This window comes from Nocardioides sp. P4_G4, from assembly GCF_056401085.1.
The window spans coordinates 18,141-36,741 of sequence record NZ_JBFUKA010000048.1 but is presented as its reverse complement, the minus strand read 5'-3'; the positions used below and the strand labels follow the sequence as shown (position 1 = coordinate 36,741).

Genomic DNA, 18,601 nt, shown 5'->3' with positions numbered 1-18,601 from the left:
GCCCAGGCAGCCTCGGCCGACGACGACGCCGTGGACGCCGGTCTCCTCCACCATCCGCACCGCGTCGGCCGCCTCCCAGATGTCGCCGTTGCCGAGCACCGGGATGTCGACGCTCGCCACCAGCTCGGCGATCGCGTCCCAGTCGGCCCGACCGGAATAGGCCTGCTCGACCGTGCGACCGTGCAGCGCGATGGCAGCCGCGCCCGACTCCTGCGCGATGCGGCCGGCATCGAGGAAGGTCAGGTGGTCGTCGTCGAGGCCCTTGCGCGTCTTGATGGTGACCGGGACGTCGTACGGCGTCGCGGCGACGACGGCCGCGTCGACGATGTCGGCAAGCAGCCCGCGCTTCCACGGCAGGGCTCCCCCGCCGCCCTTGCGGGTCACCTTGGGCACCGGGCAGCCGAAGTTGAGGTCGACGTGCGCGACGCCGAACTCGTCGCACAGGATCTCCACGGCCCGGCCGACGTAGTGCGGGTCGGTGCCGTAGAGCTGGACGGAGCGGGTGGTCTCCAGCTCGTCGAAGACCAGCATCTTGCGCGTCGTCTCGTCGCCCTCGACCAGCCCGCGCGAGGTGATCATCTCGCAGACGTAGAGTCCGGCCCCCTGCTCGGCGCAGAGCCGGCGGTACGCCGCGTTGGTGATCCCCGCCATCGGCGCGAGCACGACGGKCGTGTCCACGGTGAGGGCCCCACCGGAGGGCGCACGCAGGGTCAGTGACGACGGCAGGGACATGGCCCCATTGTCCCCGGTCGGGTCAGCACCCGCGTCGTCAGGGGCGGTCGCGCCGGTCCTGCCGGGGCGTGGCGGCCTCGCCCGTCCACGTGATCGCCTCCCGGTCCGGGGTCGGCTGGAAGACCATCGCGTCGTACGTCGACCCGGCGCGGGCGAAGAACACCAGGCAGGTGCGGTGCGTGTCCCCGGGCGCGAACGACGCAGGCAGCGGACGTGAGCGGCAGGGCCGGAACGGCTCGGTGAAGGCCCACGGCGGGCCCAGGGAGTCGGAGGTGTCGTGGAGGTACAGCGGGACGTCGAGGCCACCGAGGTCGGTGTCGCCGGCGTTGGCGACCGTCACGTCGACGTAGTAGGGGCGGGCGCCCTCGACGGCGCCGGGGGCGACGAGGCCGTCGAAGTCGGCGGTGTCCGCCGCCCGGACCGTGTCGACGCTCAGCTCCAGCACGCCGTCGAGGTCCGAAGCGGGACGCCACGCCACGGTGGCGGTGTCACCGAGGTCGAGCTCGCTGCCGGGCTCGGTCGTGCCCTGCGGATGCTCGGCGGACTCGTCGCTCGTGGACCCGCTCGGTGAGGTGTCGGTGGACGCCGAGGCCCCGGCACCGGACGCACCGTCACCGGGCGCACCGTCGGAGGAGCAGCCCGCCAGGACCAGCCCCGCCGTGCAGACCCACGCGACCAGCCCGACCCGTCCCATGCGGGCATTGTGCACCGGGTCGGGCCGGCGCGGCGGTGGAACCGCCGCGGCTCAGCAGCCGAGGAGGCGCTCGGCGAACCAGCGGGAGATGCCGTCCAGGCTGACCCGCTCCTGGGTCATGGTGTCGCGCTCGCGCACGGTCACCGCGTTGTCGTCGAGGGTCTCGAAGTCGACGGTGACGCAGAACGGCGTACCGATCTCGTCCTGGCGACGGTAGCGGCGACCGATGGCACCGGAGTCGTCGAAGTCGACGTTCCAGTTCTGCCGCAGCTCGGCGGCCAGGGCCTTGGCCTTGGGCGAGAGGTCGGCGTTGCGGCTCAGCGGGAGCACGGCCACCTTGATCGGCGCGAGGCGCGGGTCGAGCTTGAGCACGACGCGCTTGTCGACACCGCCCTTGGTGTTGGGCGCCTCGTCCTCGGTGTAGGCGTCGATGAGGAACGCCATCAGGCTGCGCGTCAGGCCGGCCGCCGGCTCGATGACGTAGGGCATGTAGCGCTCGTTGCTGGCCTGGTCGAAGTAGGACAGGTCCTTGCCGGAGTACTCGCTGTGCTGCTTGAGGTCGAAGTCCGTGCGGTTGGCGATGCCCTCGAGCTCCTCGAAGTCACGGCCGGAGAACCCGAAGCGGTACTCGATGTCGACGGTGCGCTTGGAGTAGTGCGACAGCTTCTCGGCCGGGTGCTCGTAGTGGCGCAGGTTGTCGGGGTGGATGCCCAGGTCGACGTACCACTGGGTGCGCTGGTCGATCCAGTGCTGGTGCCACTCCTCGTCCTCGCCGGGCTTGACGAAGAACTCCATCTCCATCTGCTCGAACTCGCGGGTGCGGAAGATGAAGTTGCCGGGCGTGATCTCGTTGCGGAAGCTCTTGCCCATCTGGGCGATGCCGAACGGCGGCTTCTGGCGGCTGCTCGTGACGACGTTGGCGAAGTTGAGGAAGATGCCCTGGGCGGTCTCGGGGCGCAGGTAGTGCAGGCCCGACTCGTCCTCGATGACGCCGAGGTAGGTCTTGAGCATCATGTTGAAGTTGCGCGACTCGGTCCACGCGCCGCGGGTGCCGCAGTTGGGGCAGGCCACCGACTCGTTGATGTCCACCGCATCAGGGTCCACGGGGTTGCCCTTGGCCTCCTGCTTCGACGCGTAGTCCTCCTGCAGGTGGTCCTCGCGGAAGCGCTTGTGGCACGACTGGCACTCGGTGAGCGGGTCGCTGAACGTCTTGAGGTGGCCCGAGGCCTCCCACGTGCGGGTCGGCAGGATGACGCTGGAGTCCAGGCCCACCACGTCCTCGCGGCGGGTGACCATGAACTTCCACCACTGCCGCTTGATGTTCTCCTTGAGCTCCACGCCCAGCGGACCGTAGTCCCAGGCGGACTTGGTGCCGCCGTAGATCTCACCGCAGGGGTAGACGAAGCCTCGACGCTTCGCGAGGGAGACGACGTTGTCCAGGGCGGTGGGTGCGGGCTTGGCCACGATGAGTCCTCACAGAAGAACAGGCCGGCTGGCTGCCGGTCGGTGGCACCACCCTAACGACGGCCGCACGGAGGTTTTCCCCCGGCGTGCGCACGGCGCTCAGGGCTGCAGCAGGTAGCCGAGACCGGGGCTGGTGACGAGGTGGCGCGGGTGCGCCGGATCTGCCTCGAGCTTGCGCCTCAGCTGCGCGGCGTACACCCGCAGGTAGTGGGTCTCGGTGAGGTAGGCCGGCCCCCACACCTCGCGCAGGACCTGCTCGCGGGACACCAGCCTGCCGAGGTTGCGGGCCAGCAGCTCGAGGAAGGACCACTCGGTGGGGGTGAGCCGCACGTCCTGTCCTCCGCGGCTCACCGCCTTGCGGCCGAAGTCGATGACCAGGTCGCCGACGACGACGGGCGCGGCCTCGCGCACCGGCTCGTGCGAGCGGCGTACGGCGGCGCGCAGCCGGGCCAGGAGCTCCTGCATCGCGAAGGGCTTGGTGACGTAGTCGTCGGCCCCCATGTCCAGCGCGTCCACCTTGTCCTCGCCGTGCTGGCGCGCCGAGAGCACCACGATCGGCACGGACGTCCAGCCCCGGATGCCCTCGATGACCTCCATCCCGTCCATGTCCGGGAGGCCGAGGTCGAGCAGCACGACGTCGGGGTGCGTGGTCGCCACCGCGTCCAGCGCGGACCGCCCGTCGTGCGCGGTCGTGACCGTCCAGCCGTGCGCCTGCAGGTTGATCTGCAGCGCCCGGGCCAGGGCGGCCTCGTCGTCGACCACGAGCACATGGGCGGACACGTCAGGATCCTGCCACCGCGAGCGGGACCGTGAGCACCATGGTGAGCCCACCGCCGGGGGTGTCGTCCGCGACGAGGCTGGCACCGACCGCGTCCGCCAGCCCGCGCGCCACGGCCAGACCGAGGCCGAGGCCGCCGGGGGTGGCGTCGCCGAGGCGCTGGAACGGCTCGAACATCCGCTCGCGGGCCGCCTCGCTGACCCCCGGACCCCGGTCGGCGATCCGGATCGCCATCTCGCCGGGATCGACGTGCACGTCGATGCTCACGGGCGTCCCGCCCGAGTGGCGTACGGCGTTGGCCACGACGTTGGCGACGACCCGCTCGAGCAGCCCGGGGTCGGTGCGCACCAGCGGCTCCCCCTCGTCCAGGTCGAGCAGCACCGCTCCTGGTGGCTGGCCGGCGACCGCCAGCGGCAGCACCTCGTCGAGGCTGACGTCGCGCATCCGGGGCGTGAGCAGGCCCGAGGAGATGCGGGAGAGGTCGAGGAGGTTGTCGATGAGCCGCTCGAGCTGGTCGGTGGAGCCGTCCAGGCTGGCGAGGAGCTCGTCCCGGTCGGCCTCCCCGAGTCGTGCGCCGCCCACCAGTCCGTCGACCGAGGCGCGGATGGTGGCGAGCGGGGTGCGCAGGTCGTGCGAGACCGCCCGCAGCAGGGCGGTGCTCGTCGCCTCGGCGTGCTCGAGGTCGGCGGCACGGGCGTCGCGCTCGCGGAGCCGTCGGTACTCCAGGACCAGTCCGGCCTGCACGGCGAAGCCGTCGAGGACCCGCACCTCGGAGGCCCGGAGCGGACGCCCCCGCCACGCGATGACCCGCCGGTCGTCCACCCGGACCTGCGCGTCGCCGGTCTCGGGTGCCTGCGGCGCGTCGGGTCCGTCGGAGGCCAGCAGCTGCCAGCCGTCGGTGTCGTCGCGTCGAGCCAGGAGCGAGACGGACTCCAGGCCGAAGGTGGCCCGGAGCCGTGCGACCACTGCCTCCCCGGTGTCGTCCCCGGTGAGCACCGACTGGGAGAGGCCGGACATCGTCGTCGCCTCGGCCCGGGCGCGCGCCGCGTCGGCGGCCACCCGCGAGGCCCGGTCGACCACGGAGGACACAGCCGCTGCGATCGCGACGAACACCAGGAGCGTGACGAGGTTGCGTGGCTCGGCGACGGTCCAGCGGCCCACGGGCTCGGTGAAGAACCAGTTGAGGAGCAGGAAGCCCGCGAACGCCGCCGCCAGGGCGGGCAGGAGACCGCCGACCATCGCGACCAGCACGGTCACCGCCAGGTAGGACATCACCTCCAACGGCATGCTCTGCTCGGTGTGGGTCGCCGTCAGCAGCAGCGTCACCAGCACCGGAAGGACCGTCGCCGCCACCCAGCCGGCGACCTGCCTGGAGCGGCTCAGCGGGGAGACCGAGCGGCGGAGCCGACGGGCACCCCCGGCACTGTCGTGGGTGACCAGGTGCACGTCGATCGGTCCCGAGAGCCGGGCGATCTCGGTGGACGTCGAGCCCGTGAACAGCTGGCGGAAGCTGGTGTGGCGGGAGACACCCACGACGACCATCGAGGCGTTGACCCCGCGGGCGAAGTCGATGACCGCCTCCGGGACGTCGTCGCCCACCACGGAGTGGAAGGACCCGGCCAGCTCCTCGACCAGCTCGCGCGAGGCGCGCAGCATGCTCGTGTCGGCTCCGGTGAGGCCGTCGGAGCGCACCACGTGCACCGCGATGAGCTCGCTGCCGGCGGAGCGGGAGGCGATGCGGGCGGCGCGGCGCACGATCGTCTCGCTCTCCGCTCCCCCGGTGATCGCGACCACCACACGCTCGCGAGCCGGCCAGGGCGCCTGGATGTGGTGCTCTCGCCGGTAGTCGTCCAGCGCGTCGTCCACCCGGTCGGCCAGCCAGAGCAGTGCCAGCTCGCGCAGCGCGGTGAGGTTGCCGACACGGAAGTACGACGTCAGCGAGGCGTCGATCTGCTCGGCCCGGTAGACGTTGCCGTGCGCCAGCCGGCGACGCAGGGCCTCGGGACTCATGTCGACCAGCTGGACCTGGTCGGCGGCGCGCACCACCGCGTCGGGGACCGTCTCGCGCTGCCGGACGCCGGTGATGCGCTCGACCTCGTCGTTGAGGGAGGCGAGGTGCTGGATGTTGACGGTGGTGATGACATCGATACCCGCTCGGCGGATCTCCTCGACGTCCTGGCAACGCTTGTGGAACCGGCTGCCCGGCACGTTGGTGTGTGCGAGCTCGTCGACGAGCACCACCGCCGGCGCCCGCGCGATGATCGCCTCGGTGTCCATCTCGGTGAAGGTGGCGCCGCGGTGGGACACCTCGCGTCGCGGCACCACCTCGAGTCCCTCGAGCTTGGCCTGGGTGTTCGGTCGACCGTGGGTCTCGACGAGTCCCACGACCACGTCGGTCCCCCGCGCCCGGCGCCGGTGCGCCTCGTCCAGCATCGCGAAGGTCTTGCCGACCCCGGGTGCCGCGCCGAGGTACACGAGGAGCTTGCCCCGCCGCTGCGCACCCTCGGGACCGATCATGCGATCAGTCTCGCAGGGCGGCGACGGCGGAGTTGAGCGCCAGCACGTCCACCCTCGCCTCACCCAGGACACCGAGGGTGCGGCCGTCGGTGTGCTCCTCGACGAGGTCGCTCACCTGCTGCTCCGACAAGCCGTTCTCCCGTGCCACGCGCGGTACCTGCAGCGCCGCGTAGGCCGGCGAGACGTGCGGGTCGAGGCCGGAGGCCGAGGCGGTGAGGGCGTCGGCGGGGACGTCGGCCGGGTCGACCCCCTCCTCCGCGGCGACGGCGGCACGCCGCTCCTCGATCGTCGCGACCAGGTCGGGGCTCTCCGGGCCGAGGTTGGAGCCGCCGGTGGCCAGCGGGTCCCAGCCGTCGCCGGCGGCCGACGGCCGCGGGTGGAACCACTCCCGGCCGGCGGAGGCCTGACCGATGAGTGCCGAGCCGACGGCGTCRTCGTACGACGTCGTGCGGCTTCCGTCGGCGGTGACGAGCGAGYCGGACGCCCGCCAGTCGAAGGCGGCCTGGGCGACGCCGGTGACGGCCAGCGGGTAGGCGAGGCCGACCAGGAGGGTGAGCACGAGCAGGGCGCGCAGGCCGGCGAGGGTGTGGCGGCCGAGGGCGAACAGGGTTTCCATGACTGCCTCAGATTCCGGGGAGGACGGAGATGACCAGGTCCAGGAGCTTGATGCCGAGGAACGGTGCGACCAGCCCGCCGACTCCGTAGACGAGGATGTTGTGGCGCAGGAGCACCTCGGCCGCGGCCGGCCGGTAGGCCACGCCCCGGAGAGCGAGCGGGATGAGCGCGACGATGATCAGCGCGTTGAAGACCACCGCCGAGAGGATCGCCGACTCCGGGCTGGAGAGTGCCATCAGGTTGAGCGCGTCGAGCTGCGGGAAGGCGACGACGAACATGGCCGGTAGGATCGCGAAGTACTTCGCGATGTCGTTGGCCACCGAGAAGGTGGTGAGGGCACCGCGGGTGATGAGCAGCTGCTTGCCGATCTCCACCACGTCGATGAGCTTGGTCGGGTCGGAGTCGAGGTCGACCATGTTGCCGGCCTCCTTGGCCGCCGACGTGCCGGTGTTCATCGCGACGCCGACGTCGGCCTGCGCGAGCGCCGGGGCGTCGTTGGTGCCGTCGCCGCACATCGCGACCATGCGACCGCCCTCCTGCTCCTTGCGGATCAGGGCCATCTTGTCCTCCGGGGTGGCCTCGGCGAGGTAGTCGTCGACACCGGCCTCCTCGGCGATCGCCTTGGCGGTGAGGGCGTTGTCGCCCGTGATCATCACGGTCCGGATGCCCATGGCGCGCATCTCGTCGAAGCGCGCGCGCATGCCCTCCTTGACCACGTCCTTGAGGTGGACGACCCCGAGCAGGCGGGCCGGGTCGTCGCCCACCCGCTCCGCGACCACCAGGGGCGTGCCACCCGACGAGGAGATCCGCTCCACGATCCCGTCCAGCTCGTCGTGCAGCAGCCCACTCGTGTCCTGCACCCACAGCGCCACGGCGCTGCCGGCTCCCTTGCGGATCCAGCGCCCGGGCAGGTCGATGCCGCTCATCCGGGTGAAGGCGGTGAACTCCACCAGCTCGGCGCCGGCGGGCACGCTCGCGTCCTCGACCAGGCCCTGGGTGTGGACCAGGTCGACGATGCTGCGCCCCTCGGGCGTCTCGTCGGCCAACGAGGACAGCTGCGCCGCCCCGGACAGCTGCTCCAGCGTGGTGTCTCCGACCGGGACCAGCTCCACGGCCCGGCGGTTGCCGTAGGTGATCGTGCCGGTCTTGTCGAGCAGCAGCACGTCGACGTCGCCGGCTGCCTCGACCGCGCGACCGGACATGGCCAGCACGTTGCGGCGTACGAGTCGGTCCATGCCCGCGATGCCGATGGCGCTCAGCAGGGCGCCGATGGTGGTGGGGATGAGGCAGACGAGCAGCGCGACCAGCACCAGCACCGAGGGCTCGATGCCGGAGTAGTCCATGAACGGCCACAGGGTCGCGACGACGAGCACGAACACCGCGGTCAGGGAGAGCAGCAGGATGTTGAGTGCCACCTCGTTGGGCGTCTTCTGGCGCTCGGAACCCTCCACCAGGGCGATCATCCGGTCCACGAACGAGTGGCCCGGGTCGGAGCTGATCCTGACGACGATGCGGTCGGAGAGGACCACGGTGCCACCGGTGACGGCGCACCGGTCGCCGCCCGACTCACGGATCACCGGCGCGGACTCGCCGGTGACCGCGGACTCGTCGACGGTGGCCACGCCCTCGATCACGTCGCCGTCACCGGGGATGCGTTCCCCCGCCTCCACCACGACGACGTCTCCGGCCCGCAGGCTGCCGCTGGAGACCTCCTCGAGGGGCAGCGTGGGAAGGTCACCTGGTCGCGTGGCCCGACCAGCACCGACAGCGACGCGTCGGGCGGTCGTGGTCTGCTGGAGGTTGCGCAGGCTGGCGGCCTGGGCCTTGCCCCGCCCCTCGGCGACGGCCTCGGCCAGGGTGCCGAAGAGCACCGTCAGCCAGAGCCACACGGTGATGGACACGGAGAACAGGGACGCATCGAGCACGGTAGCCACGGTGGTGACCACCGCGCCGATCTCCACGACCAGGAGCACCGGGTTGTCGAGGAGCTCACGCGGGCTCATCTTGGCGAGCGCGAGACGGAAGGGGACGGTCACAGCAGTGCCTCCGCGATGGGGGCGAGCGCCAGCACGGGGACGAACGTGAGTCCGACCACGACCAGGGCGACGCCGGTGAGAAGGATGACGAAGAGTGGCTTGTGGGTCGGCAGGGTGCCGGCGCTGGCCGGGACCCGCTGCTGGGCGGCGAACCGGCCGGCGAGGGCGAGCACGAAGAGGATCGGCAGGAACCGTCCGGCCAGCATGCAGATGCCGAGGAGGGCGTTGTAGAAGGGCGTGCCGGTCGAGAGCCCGGCGAAGGCAGAGCCGTTGTTGTTGCCGGCCGAGGTGACGGCGTACAGCACCTCCGAGAGACCGTGCGGGCCGCTCTCCTGCAGACCGGCGAGCCCGGCGTCGGTGCTGATCGCCAGGGCGGCGCCGACAAGGACCACCGCGGGGGTGGCGAGCACGTACAGGGCGACGAGCGTCATCTCGCGCTGGCCGATCTTCTTCCCGAGCCACTCGGGGGTGCGCCCGACCATCAGGCCGGAGAGGAACACGGTGACGGCCGCGAGCATCAGCATCCCGTAGAGCCCGGACCCGACGCCACCCGGCGCGATCTCGCCGAGCTGCATGTTGAAGAGCGTCACCAGGCCGCCGGGAGCGGTGAGCGAGTCGTGCATGGCGTTGACCGCTCCCGTCGACGTGCCGGTCGTGGCGGCCGCGAACATTGCCGACCCGGCCTCGCCGAAGCGGACCTCCTTGCCCTCGAGAGCGCCCCCCGCCGCGGTGGGGGCCGCTCCTGGGGCAGCCATCTCCGCCCAGGTGAGGAGCCCGATGGAGCTGACGAGCAGGATCGTCATCACCGCGAGCACCGCCCGGCCCTGGCGACGGTCTCCGACGATGCGACCGAACGCGAGCGCCAGCGCCAGCGGGATGAGCAGGATCAGGTAGACCTCGAACAGGTTGCTCAGCGGCCCCGGGTTCTCGAAGGGGTGTGAGGAATTGGCGTTGTAGAAGCCGCCACCGTTGGTGCCGAGCTCCTTGATGACCTCCTGGCTCGCCACCGGACCGCCCGTGAGGGACTGGCTGCCGTCGGCCAGCGTGCCGACCACGTGGGGGGCGTCGAAGTTCTGGACGACGCCCAGGGCGACCAGCACGAGGGCGCCGATCACGCTGATCGGCAGCAGGACACGCAGGACACCGCGGACGAGGTCGACCCAGAAGTTGCCCACGCGACCCTGGGAGCTCGACCGGGCGAGGCCGCGAGCGAGGGCCACGGCGACGGCCATGCCGACGGCCGCGGACGCGAAGTTCTGCACCGTCAGGCCGCTCATCTGCATCAGGTGCCCGAGGGCGGCCTCACCGGAGTACCACTGCCAGTTCGTGTTGGTGACGAAGGAGACGGCCGTGTTGAAGGCGCCGTCGGCGGGCAGCGCCTCCATGCCGAGCGAGAGCGGCAGGAACTGCTGGAGGCGGCCGAAGGCGTACAGCGCAAGGACGCCCACCAGTGAGAACCCGAGGACAGAGGTCAGGTAGGTGCGCCAGTGCTGGTCGGCGTCGGGATCCACCCCGGTCAGCCGGTAGACCAGCCTCTCACCGGCGAGGTGCCGGGGGCTTTCGTAGACGTACGCCAGGTAGCGCCCCATCGGCGGCACGGTGAGCGCGAGCAGGACGCCCAGGACGGCGACCTGGAGCAGCGCGGGGAGGACGGAGCTCACCGGTCGAGCCTCCTGGCGAGGAGGGCGAGGCCGACGAAGAACGCGACCACGAGCAGGGTGAAGAAGAGATCGGGCACAGGTCATTCCTACGACCGGCGGAGCCTGCTCCCCACCCGTCTTGATGCTTCCCTGATGCCCACCGGGCCCGCCCTGACGGAGCCCTGACGGCGCGGGCGGGCGGCCGGCCGGGTCGGCCTGTTCAGGCGCGGGGGATGTCGACGTTCAGGGCGCTGCCGGGCTCGACGACCTCGTAGGCGCTCGGCTCGTCCAGCGCCCGGCTGAGGGTCGGCACGGCGTGCAGCTTCACGTCGTACGACGACAGCGCGCGGCGGTAGGCGCCCACGTGCTCCCAGCGGGTGGAGAGCACCCAGAGCTCCGGGTCGTCCAGGTTGCGGCCCACGGTGCCGGCGAGGTAGCCGGGCCGGTCGGCGAGCGCGGCGTGCGCCGCGTCGAGGCTCACCCGGAAGCCGTCGGTGTCGGCGGCGGGGACACGGAATCTCGAGACGACCAGCACCCGCTGATCATAGGGACCCGGCCTGCGTCCGGCGGTCGAGTTGACAACGATTCTCATCTTGCTGAGAATCGTTCTCATGTCCGTGCGCGCTGTCCCTGCCCGTGTCGTCCCGCTCGTCGCGGCCGGCGCCCTCGTCCTGGCCGGGTGCGGCGCCACCGGTGGATCCGGGTCCGGCGGGTCGGACCACCAGGCCGTGGCCGCCTTCTTCCCCCTGGCGTGGGTCACCGAGCAGGTGGCCGGCGACGACTGGGAGGTCACCAACCTGACCCGGCCCGGTGGCGAGCCGCACGACCTCGAGCTGGGCATCGCGCAGACGGCCGACCTCGAGGAGGCCGGCGTGGTGGTCTTCGAGAGCGGGTTCCAGCCGGCCGTCGACGACGCCGTCGACACCGTCGCCGAGGGCGTCGTCGTCGACGCCGCCGAGGTGGTGGACCTGCGCTCGCTCGAGGAGCAGCACGCCGCCGACGCAGAGCACTCCGCCGACGAGCACGGTGCCGACGACGGCCACGACCACGGGGACACCGACCCGCACTTCTGGCAGGACCCGCTGCTGATGGCCGACCTCGCCGACGCGGTCGCCGACGGGTTGACCGAGGTCGACCCGGACGGGGCGGCGTCGTACCGCAGGAACGCCGGGCGCCTGCGCACCGAGCTCGAGGCGCTCGACGCAGAGTTCACCGCGGGGCTGGCGAGCTGCGAGCGCGACACCGTGGTCGTCAGCCACGACGCGTTCGGCTACCTCGAGCGCTACGGCCTGCACTTCGAGGCGATCACCGGGCTCTCCCCCGACGCCGAGCCCACGCCGGCAGTGCTCGTCGCCCTGCAGGAGCTGATCGCCGACGAAGGCATCACCACCGTCTTCTCCGAGCGGCTCGCCTCGCCGGCCATGGCCGAGAGCCTGGCCTCCGACACGGGCGTGAGGACCGCCGTGCTGGACCCTCTCGAGGGACCGGGCGAGGGCGACGGCTCGGGCGACTACGTTGCTCTCATGCAGCAGAACCTCGCCGCTCTCCAGCTGGCCAACGGATGCTGAACACCGCCGGCCCCGCGGTCGTCGAGGCCCGCGACGTGACCGTCGCCATCGGCGGGCGACCGGTCCTGCGCGGCAACGACCTGGTCGTGCACGAGGGCGAGTTCGTGGTCCTGATGGGGGCCAACGGCTCCGGCAAGAGCACGTTGGTGCGCGCCCTCACCGGTCTGCGGCCGCTGACGCAGGGCTCCGTCCTGCTCTTCGGCACCCCGCTGGCGGACTTCAGGTCACGGCACCGGATCGGCTACGTCCCGCAACGCGGGACGGCGACGGGCGGGGTCCCGGCCAGCGTGCGCGAGGTCGTCGCCTCCGGCCGCCTCACCCGCCGCGGCCTGCTGCGCCCGACGAGCCGCGCCGACCGCGCGGCCATCGACGACGCCCTCGAGGTCGTCGGTCTCACCGGCAAGTCCGGCGACGGGGTCTCCACACTGTCGGGCGGCCAGCAGCAACGGGTGCTCATCGCCCGAGCCCTCGCCGGGCAGCCGGAGCTGTTCTTCCTGGACGAGCCGACGGCCGGAGTCGACCTGCCGAACCAGCAGGCGCTCGCCGACGCGCTCCGCACCCTGTCGGGACGGGGTGCCACCGTCGTCCTGGTGGCCCACGAGCTGGGCCCGCTCGAACCGCTCGTCGACCGGGCCGTCGTGATGCGCGACGGCCGCATCGCGTACGACGGTCCTCCGCTGTCGCACGAGGACGTGCACGGCCACCACCACCCGCTCGACGCCCGCCACGACCACGTGCCGCACGTCGGCTCCCCGTTCGACACGTTGTCCCTCGACGACCGGGACGGTGGGCGATGAGCCTCTCCGAGCTGCTCGACCTCCTGCAGCACGACTTCATGCAGCGTGCCCTGCTCGCCGCCCTGCTGACGGGTCTCGCCGCACCCGCGATCGGGACCTTCCTGGTGCAGCGACGGCTGGCCCTGCTCGGCGACGGCATCGGCCACGTCGCCGTCACCGGCGTCGCGCTGGGCCTGCTGACCGGGACGTCGCCCACGTGGACGGCGGTCGTCGTGGCCATCCTCGGGGCCGTGCTCATCGAGGTGATCCGCGAGCAGGGGCACACCAACGGCGACGTCGCMCTGGCGCTGCTCTTCTACGGCGGTCTGGCCGGCGGCGTACTGATCACCGGCCTCGCCGGCGAGGGGGCGGCCAGCCTGCAGGTCTACCTCTTCGGCTCGGTGACCAGTATCAGCCCGACCGAGGTCTGGTACACCGCCGGACTGGCCGTCGTGGTCCTGACGCTCACGCTGGGCCTGCTCCCCCAGCTCTTCGCCGTGGCCTCCGACCCCGAGTTCGCCCGGGTCGCCGGGCTCCAGGTTCGCTCCTACAACCTGCTCGTGGCCGTGCTGGCCGCGGTGAGCGTCACGGTCGCGATGCGCACCGTCGGCCTGCTGCTCGTGTCGGCCCTGATGGTGGTGCCGGTCGCCACGTCCCAGCAGCTCGCGCGGTCCTTCCGTTCRACCCTGCTCGCGGCGATGGTGCTGGGTGGCTTCGCCGCGGTCGGCGGCCTGGTCCTCAGCGCCTGGCTGTCGGCCCGGGCGACCGTCGCCCCGGGCCCCTCCATCGTGCTGCTGGCACTGGCGATGTTCGCCGCGACCTGGCCGGTGGGGGTCTGGCTGCGCCGGCGCCGGCGCCTCGCGGAGCCGTTCCCGATCATGGCCGTCGAGTCGGCCGATTCCGTCGAGGCGCACCAGGTCGCCGGGGAGGACGCGCGCCACGACCACGGGGAGCACGACCACCTGCACGGCGACGACTGCGGCCATCCCGCCGTGCGGCACGGCGACCACGTCGACTACGTCCACGACGGACATCGGCACGCCCCCCACGGAGAGCACTATGACGAGCACTGACCCGCAGCCCCTGCGCCCCACCCGCCAGCGGATCGCCGTGACCGAGGCCCTCGCGTCGCTCGACGACTTCCGCAGCGCCCAGGAGATCCACGAGCTCCTCGACCAGCGGGGGGCCAAGGTCGGGCTGGCCACCGTCTACCGGACGCTCCAGCGACTCAGCGAGTCCCACGAGGTCGACATGCTGCGTACCGAGGACGGCGAGGCCGTCTACCGCCGCTGCTCGGGAACCCACCACCACCACCTCGTGTGTCGCGAGTGCGGAGCCACCGTCGAGGTCGAAGGGCCCGCCGTCGAGCGCTGGACGAACGCGATGGCCGCCGAGCACGGCTTCGCGGACGTCTCGCACACGCTGGAGATCTTCGGCACCTGCCCGCGTCATTGACCCGGGCTCGGCTGGGAGCGGCTGGGAGCGGCTGGGAGAGACACGCAGACGCGGCTCAGGCCTGGTTGGGCAGCGCCCCGCCGTAGCGGCGGTCGCGGCGGGCGTACTGCTCGACGGCCTGCCAGAGGTGGCGACGGTCGACGTCGGGCCACAGGACGTCGGTGAAGACCAGCTCGCTGTACGCCGCCTGCCACAGCATGAAGTTCGACAGCCGCTGCTCCCCCGAGGTCCGCCACACCAGGTCGGCGTCGGAGAGCTCGGGGACGTAGAGGTGCCGGGCGAAGGTCCGGGCGTCGATCTTGTCCGGGTCGAGGCGCCCCGCGGCCACCTCACGGCCCATCGAGCGGGCGGCGTCGACCAGCTCGGAGCGTCCGCCGTAGTTGACGCACATGGTCAGCGTCAGCACGTCGTTGTCGCGGGTCAGCTCCTCGGCGACCTTCAGCTCCTTGACCACCGACTTCCACAGCCTCGGCGCACGTCCGGCCCAGCGCACCCGCACGCCGAGCTCGTGCATCTCGTCGCGCCGGCGGCGGATGACGTCACGGTTGAAGCCCATCAGGAACTTCACCTCGTCGGGCGAGCGCGACCAGTTCTCGGTGGAGAAGGCGTAGGCGGAGATAGCCTTGACGCCGATCTCGATGGCGCCCTCGACGACGTCGAAGAGCGAGTGCTCGCCCTGCTCGTGCCCCTTGGTGCGCGGCAGCCCCCGGTCCTTGGCCCAACGACCGTTGCCGTCCATGACGACGGCCACGTGGCGCGGCACGAGCTCGGCGGGTACGGCGGGTGGCCGGGCGCCGCTGGGGTGCGGGGTCGGGGGACGGACGCTTCGCTTCACGGGACGAACCCTAGTCAACGCGCGGCCCGGTCACGGGCGGGACGATCAGCGCTCGACGTACGCCATCGACCGCAGGCCGCGCTCGACGTGCCAGGCGAGGTAGGCCGCGACGAGCGAGCTGGCCTCCTTGAGGTGGCGCGGCTCCGCGGCGTGGACCAGGGGCCAGTCGCCGGTGAGCAGCGCCGCTCCCAGGAGCAGGGTCTCCTCGGCCGGCGTGGCCGAGCCCGGGACCTTGCACATCCGGCACATCACGCCGCCGGCCGAGGGGTTGAAGAAGCGGTGCGGGCCCTCGACGCCGCACGAGACGCAGTGGTCGAAGGACGGCGCCCAGCCGGCCACCGACAGCGACCGGAGCAGGTAGGAGTCACGCACCTGGCCGGCCTCGTGCTCACCGGCGGCCATCGCCCGCAGCCCGCCGACGAGCAGCAGGAACTGCTGGACCGCCGGCTCCTTCTCCTCGGTGACCAGCCGCTCGGCGGTCTCCAGCATCACGGTGCCGGAGGTGTAGCGGTCGTAGTCCAGGCCCAGCCGGGCGTGGAAGGGGTCGATCGTCTCGGCCTGGGTGATCGTGTCGAGGTTGCGGCCCTCGGCGAGCTGGAGGTCGACGTGCGTGAAGGGCTCCAGCCGCGAGCCCCAGCGCGACGTCGTACGCCGGACCCCACGCGCCACCGCACGGACCCGGCCGTGGTGGCGGGTCAGCAGGGTGATGATGCGGTCCGCCTCACCCAGCTTGTGGGTGCGCAGCACGACCGCCTCGTCGCGGTAGAGAGGCACCCGGCCATTCTCCCCCATGGACGGTCCCCGGTGGCGCAGGCGTGGCGACCGGGGTCAGGTCGCGCGGCGCCGGCTGCGCGGCGGTGAGTCCCAGCACGAGCGCGCGAAACCGGCCGCGAGCGTGTTGAGACGCTCCGGTGCCGCTCGCCACTCCAGGATGCTGCGGGCTCGCACGAACGTCGCGTGCGGCATCTCCGCGGCCAGCATCGCCGCGTCGGCGGCCGGGTGGATCGGGTCGGCCGGGTGGCCGACGACCAGGGCTGGGACGTCGATGGCGCGCCGCTGCGCCGACGACGGCGCGATCCGGCCGAAGAAGATGCCGTGCACCGCGGCGGCCATCGGGGCCGCCTGCTGGTTGCAGGTGTCGAGCCCGATGCCCACCCAGAAGGGCACCAGCCCGCGCGGGACGGGCCTGGTCACCCAGCGCAGCGCCGAGACGGTCACCGGCAGGAAGCGCGCCGCGAAGAGCAGCGGCGCGAAGGCCATGATCCCGGCCTCGAGTGCGTTGTCGAGGACCGGCATCTCGAGCAGCAGCCCCCGCACCCGACCCGGGGCCAGCACGGCCACCTCGAGCGACACGTTGGCGCCCAGCGACGTCCCTCCCACGATCGCCTGCTCGGCACCGAGGTGGTCGAGCAGCGCCACCACCTGCTCCCCGAAGGCCGTCATCGAGTACGACAGCGGGTCCGCCGGACGGTCCGAGCGGCCGTGCCCGAGCAGGTCGAGGGTCACCACGTGGAGCCCCTCGGCCGCGAGCGCGCGGGCGAGCGGCTGGTGCATCCGGCGCGGCATCAGCTGGCCGTGCAGGAGCACCACCCAGGCATCGCCCGAGCCGTACTCGGTGTACTCCAGCCGGTCCCGCCCGGCCGCGTGCTCCAGGAAGAACTGGCCGATCCGCTCGCTGACCAACATGGCGAGAACCTACCGGTCAGGCGCGGTTCACGGCGCTGATCACGGCCTTCAGCGAGGCGGTCACGATGTTGGCGTCCAGCCCGACGCCCCACAGGACCTTCTCGCCGACCGCGCACTCGACGTACGCCGCCGCGATCGCGTCGCCGCCCGAGGACAGCGCGTGCTCGTGGTAGTCGAGCACGCGTACGTCGAAGCCGTGGGGCAGTCCGTTGATCGCGTCCACGAAGGCCGCGATGGGGCCGTTGCCCTCCCCCGACAGGCTGGTCAGCTCGCCGTCCACGAACACGTTGACGCTGAGCTGGTCCTTCTCGCCGGCGGCGCTGCTGGTGTGGACCGAGTCGAGCCACAGCGGGCGCTCGCGGTCGAGGTACTCGTGGCGGAAGGCGTCCCAGATCGCGGCCGGCGCGACCTCGCCGCCCTCGGCATCGGTGCGCTGCTGGATGACCCGGCTGAACTCGATCTGGGCTCGGCGCGGCAGGTCGAGCTTGTGCTCGTGCTTGAGGATGTAGGCCACCCCGCCCTTGCCGGACTGGCTGTTGACCCGGATCACGGCCTCGTAGCTGCGGCCGACGTCCTTGGGGTCGATGGGGAGGTAGGGCACGGCCCACTCGTGGTCCTCGACGGGTACGCCGACCCGGTCGGCGTCGCGCTCGAGGGCCTCGAAGCCCTTCTTGATGGCGTCCTGGTGCGATCCGGAGAAGGCCGTGTAGACGAGGTCGCCGCCGTACGGGTGCCGCTCGTGGACCGGCAGCTGGTTGCAGTACTCGACCGTGCGGCGGACGTCGTCGATGTCGGAGAAGTCGATCTGCGGGTCGATGCCCTGGGTCAGCAGGTTGAGCCCCAGCGTCACCAGGCACACGTTGCCGGTGCGCTCGCCGTTGCCGAACAGGCAGCCCTCGATCCGGTCGGCGCCGGCCAGGTAGCCGAGCTCGGCCGCGGCGACCGCCGTACCCCGGTCGTTGTGCGGGTGCAGGGAGAGGACCACGTGCTCGCGGTGGTGCAGGTGTCGACCCATCCACTCGATGGAGTCGGCGTACACGTTGGGCGTGGCCATCTCGACGGTCGCCGGCAGGTTGATGATGACGGGCCGCTCGGCGGTCGGCTCGAAGACGTCGAGGACCGCGTTGCAGATGCGGACCGCGAACTCGAGCTCGGTGCCGGTGTAGGACTCGGGCGAGTACTCGTAGAAGACGTCGGTGCCCGGGACCAGCTCCTCGTACTTCTTGCAGACCTCCGCGCCTCGCACCGCGATGTCGAGGATGCCGTCCTCGTCCAGGCCGAAGACGACGCGGCGCTGCAGCGTCGACGTGGAGTTGTAGAGGTGCACGATCGCCTGCTTGGCGCCGCGCAGGGACTCGTAGGTGCGCTCGATGAGCTCCTCGCGGGCCTGGGTCAGCACCTGGATGACCACGTCATCGGGGATCAGGTCCTCCTCGATGAGCATCCGCACGAAGTCGAAGTCCGTCTGCGAGGCGGCCGGGAAGCCGACCTCGATCTCCTTGTAGCCCATCTTCACGAGGAGCAGGAACATCTCCTTCTTGCGGGCCGGGCTCATCGGGTCGATGAGCGCCTGGTTGCCGTCGCGCAGGTCCACGGCGCACCAGCGGGGAGCCTGGGTCATCCGCTTGGTGGGCCAGGTGCGGTCGGTCAGGTCGACCGGGAGGAACGGCACGTAGCGCTCGTGCTTCATGCCGCTCGGCTGCTGGGGGTTGCGCTCGTGGGGCGGGGCGTTGCTGATCATGAGGTCCTCGATGTCGCTGGTGACGGGCGCCGGTGCACAGCACGCTCTCCGCAGCGAGGGGCCG

General features: G+C 71.8%; 17 protein-coding genes. 4 read left to right on the top strand and 13 right to left on the bottom strand.

What is annotated here, in order from left to right:
* From AC1DQF_RS12635 to AC1DQF_RS12595, 9 genes are all read right to left on the bottom strand, one after another.
* Positions 1-732 (bottom strand): tRNA dihydrouridine synthase (locus tag AC1DQF_RS12635; RefSeq protein ID WP_477525569.1); only part of this gene is annotated, 732 nt, incomplete at its 3' end.
* 37 nt (positions 733-769) lie between these two features.
* Entirely contained in the window at positions 770-1,426 is a 657-nt protein-coding gene (locus AC1DQF_RS12630; protein ID WP_477525568.1) for a hypothetical protein, read from the bottom strand.
* Between the two features lie 51 nt (positions 1,427-1,477).
* Complete coding sequence (locus tag AC1DQF_RS12625; RefSeq protein ID WP_477525567.1) at positions 1,478-2,890, bottom strand: glycine--tRNA ligase; 1,413 nt, start codon at positions 2,888-2,890, stop codon at positions 1,478-1,480.
* A 99-nt stretch (positions 2,891-2,989) separates the two neighbouring features.
* Positions 2,990-3,670, bottom strand: a complete 681-nt coding sequence (locus tag AC1DQF_RS12620; protein WP_477525566.1) for a response regulator — start codon at positions 3,668-3,670, stop codon at positions 2,990-2,992.
* A gap of 1 nt (position 3,671) precedes the next feature.
* Positions 3,672-6,185 (bottom strand): sensor histidine kinase, encoded by a 2,514-nt coding sequence (locus AC1DQF_RS12615; RefSeq protein ID WP_477525565.1) that lies wholly within the window; start codon positions 6,183-6,185, stop codon positions 3,672-3,674.
* Positions 6,186-6,189: 4 nt separating this feature from the next.
* Positions 6,190-6,801: a potassium-transporting ATPase subunit KdpC gene (gene kdpC / locus AC1DQF_RS12610; RefSeq protein WP_477525564.1), complete on the bottom strand. Its 612-nt coding sequence runs from the start codon at positions 6,799-6,801 to the stop codon at positions 6,190-6,192.
* 7 nt (positions 6,802-6,808) lie between these two features.
* Complete coding sequence (gene kdpB / locus AC1DQF_RS12605; protein WP_477525571.1) at positions 6,809-8,803, bottom strand: potassium-transporting ATPase subunit KdpB; 1,995 nt, start codon at positions 8,801-8,803, stop codon at positions 6,809-6,811.
* 29 nt (positions 8,804-8,832) lie between these two features.
* Complete coding sequence (kdpA, locus tag AC1DQF_RS12600; protein ID WP_477525563.1) at positions 8,833-10,497, bottom strand: potassium-transporting ATPase subunit KdpA; 1,665 nt, start codon at positions 10,495-10,497, stop codon at positions 8,833-8,835.
* A gap of 199 nt (positions 10,498-10,696) precedes the next feature.
* Complete coding sequence (locus AC1DQF_RS12595; protein WP_477525562.1) at positions 10,697-11,068, bottom strand: antibiotic biosynthesis monooxygenase; 372 nt, start codon at positions 11,066-11,068, stop codon at positions 10,697-10,699.
* A 19-nt stretch (positions 11,069-11,087) separates the two neighbouring features.
* Between AC1DQF_RS12595 and AC1DQF_RS12590 the strand changes: the two genes are divergently transcribed.
* From AC1DQF_RS12590 to AC1DQF_RS12575, 4 genes are read left to right on the top strand one after another with little or no spacing between them, the layout of a single operon-like run.
* Entirely contained in the window at positions 11,088-12,044 is a 957-nt protein-coding gene (locus tag AC1DQF_RS12590) for a metal ABC transporter substrate-binding protein (protein WP_477525561.1), read from the top strand.
* A complete protein-coding gene (locus AC1DQF_RS12585; protein WP_477525560.1) occupies positions 12,038-12,841 on the top strand; it encodes a metal ABC transporter ATP-binding protein in 804 nt (267 codons plus the stop codon). Before AC1DQF_RS12590 ends, AC1DQF_RS12585 begins: the two co-directional genes overlap by 7 nt.
* On the top strand, positions 12,838-13,893 hold the full coding sequence (locus tag AC1DQF_RS12580) for a metal ABC transporter permease (protein WP_477525559.1): 1,056 nt from the start codon (positions 12,838-12,840) through the stop codon (positions 13,891-13,893). The genes AC1DQF_RS12585 and AC1DQF_RS12580 overlap by 4 nt, the downstream gene beginning before the upstream one ends.
* On the top strand, positions 13,880-14,275 hold the full coding sequence (locus AC1DQF_RS12575) for a Fur family transcriptional regulator (protein WP_477525558.1): 396 nt from the start codon (positions 13,880-13,882) through the stop codon (positions 14,273-14,275). Before AC1DQF_RS12580 ends, AC1DQF_RS12575 begins: the two co-directional genes overlap by 14 nt.
* 55 nt (positions 14,276-14,330) lie before the next feature.
* On the opposite strand, the gene AC1DQF_RS12570 is transcribed toward AC1DQF_RS12575, so the two are convergent.
* From AC1DQF_RS12570 to leuA, 4 genes are read right to left on the bottom strand one after another with little or no spacing between them, the layout of a single operon-like run.
* Positions 14,331-15,110, bottom strand: a complete 780-nt coding sequence (locus tag AC1DQF_RS12570) for an isoprenyl transferase (RefSeq protein ID WP_477525557.1) — start codon at positions 15,108-15,110, stop codon at positions 14,331-14,333.
* Positions 15,111-15,155: 45 nt separating this feature from the next.
* On the bottom strand, positions 15,156-15,884 hold the full coding sequence (recO, locus tag AC1DQF_RS12565; protein ID WP_477525556.1) for a DNA repair protein RecO: 729 nt from the start codon (positions 15,882-15,884) through the stop codon (positions 15,156-15,158).
* A gap of 54 nt (positions 15,885-15,938) precedes the next feature.
* Positions 15,939-16,796, bottom strand: coding sequence for an alpha/beta fold hydrolase (locus AC1DQF_RS12560; protein WP_477525555.1), 858 nt, complete (start codon positions 16,794-16,796; stop codon positions 15,939-15,941).
* 16 nt (positions 16,797-16,812) lie between these two features.
* Positions 16,813-18,537 carry a 2-isopropylmalate synthase gene (leuA, locus tag AC1DQF_RS12555; RefSeq protein ID WP_477525554.1) on the bottom strand — a complete coding sequence of 575 codons (1,725 nt, stop codon included), beginning with the start codon at positions 18,535-18,537 and terminating at the stop codon, positions 16,813-16,815.
* Positions 18,538-18,601 lie beyond the last annotated feature (64 nt).